1 protein-coding gene is annotated in these 691 nt (G+C 35.5%); it reads left to right on the forward strand.

Features of this window, described 5'->3' with window-relative positions:
* On the forward strand, window positions 1-301 hold a 301-nt coding region (locus tag GY937_09775; GenBank protein ID MCP5056998.1), incomplete at its 5' end, for a hypothetical protein.
* Between the last annotated feature and the right edge of the window lie 390 nt (window positions 302-691).

Genomic DNA, 691 nt, shown 5'->3' on the forward strand with positions numbered 1-691 from the left:
GCTGTTTAGATTTTGCGAATATAGAGTCGGATTTTCTTTAGCCAACAACGGCAATAGATCATCATTCGACAGAGGGCCAAAAGAACAGGCTAGCGGTACATCAAAGGAAGAAACTAGTAAGATAGCCAAAGAAAATTTTTTTCTTCACATACGACCGATCGACAAACATGTATTTAATTCTTATTTGAACAAGCTTTTTACAAATCAACAGGTGTTTTCTTTAGAAAAGCCTGCAGAACTGTTTTTAATGCAACAAATTGTATCAAGAGAAGCGATGAAACTAAAATCAACAGAGCAATAATATCACACATCCTAAATAGTTTTGCACAAGTAGCCAAACAAAAATTTTTTTGTTCAGATACAACCGACAAACAACAAATCTGTGACAATCCGAACCAATACGAATGGGCCAGCCAGCAAACATGTAAGACCGCAAAAACTATATATTTTACAAAAAAATCAACAACAGCCAACAGGTTTTATTTTCAGTGCCGCCAGACTGGTCCGAAGAAGTTGATGACGAGGATGAGTGGGAAGATAATCAATTAACCGAGTGGTTAATAATGATATTTAAAAATGCAGTGCGAAAACTTTGTGTATTGTTTATGATTTTTGACGTGCAGTAAAAAAATATTTTACCAAAAAATCAAAAAGGGTAGCCAACAGGTTTTATTTTCAGTGCCGCCAGACC

The sequence above is a fragment of the bacterium genome, from assembly GCA_024228115.1.
Lineage (GTDB): Bacteria > Myxococcota_A > UBA9160 > UBA9160 > UBA6930.